Genomic DNA, 890 nt, shown 5'->3' on the forward strand with positions numbered 1-890 from the left:
AAATCTTTGTGCCTCTCTGAATTGTTCAGATAGTACTGAACCTTCTATATTGGCTTTTGTTTTCATCGTATGGTAGGTACATTTCGGTTATCAGGGGACACAATTCTTCCATACAATTTACGTTTTTGTATTTCGATAAGAGCCTCTTCGTTATCGCTTAAATTTCTGACCATTTGTAGCTTTGTATATTCATTTTGGAGCATGGCTGACATGGTCTTGATGCGTGTTTGCAGCTCGAAAACTTCTTTCAGATCTTTTGTTTTATCTATATTATTTAAGAAATCGACAATTTGTGTAAAGCGGTTCTCTGCGTCTTGGAAAGTTTGCAAACTTACAGCTTTATCGACAATTCCACTATATTTAAGACGTTTATTAATTATTGTGCGCATTTCATGATACGGCAAGAACCAGAAGACGCTCCTTTTCTCTTCATGATGAACAGAATGTAAAAGATCTCGAAATTCCCCAACACTTAGGCTATAGTAATCGCGGCCCTTTTCTGGGTAGCTGAGAGTGGGCGAATCTTGTATGAAAAAACTCTTTTTCTCTCCTATTGTTGGTTTTTTTATTCTATTTCCTGTTATAGACTGATGGATTTTTTTCGCGTTTTCGATCTGGTTTTCGTTTGTTCTAATTTGTTGTTTTAACAACTCAATAACTGTCAGATATTCTGCTTTTGAAACAGGGAAAGGACTTTGAACAGTCAGATCTTGAGTCCCAGAACCCCAACTAAAGTTAGACGTTAGAGTTAAATTTATCATTCCCAAAAGGGTAATGATTCCTGTTATAATAAATCGCTTTTTCATATATTTGCTCGCTTGATTTCGGCAGGGATTGTTTTATTAATAGGTACACGGTTCCTATCATTGGGCTGTTTTAGCTTTGGTGCT

General features: G+C 36.2%; 1 protein-coding gene and 1 pseudogene. Both read right to left on the minus strand.

Features of this window, described 5'->3' with window-relative positions; all coding sequences use genetic code 11:
* Nucleotides 1-62: 62 nt before the first annotated feature.
* Nucleotides 63-806 (minus strand): type IV secretion system protein, encoded by a 744-nt coding sequence (locus ACFIJQ_RS08845; RefSeq protein WP_375629970.1) that lies wholly within the window; start codon nt 804-806, stop codon nt 63-65.
* Nucleotides 803-890, minus strand: a pseudogene (locus tag ACFIJQ_RS08850) (TrwH protein); the annotation flags it as partial. The gene ACFIJQ_RS08845 and the pseudogene ACFIJQ_RS08850, both read right to left, overlap by 4 nt.

Origin of the sequence: Bartonella sp. TT67HLJMS, assembly GCF_042193375.1 — a bacterium.
Classification (GTDB): Bacteria; Pseudomonadota; Alphaproteobacteria; order Rhizobiales; family Rhizobiaceae; genus Bartonella; species Bartonella grahamii.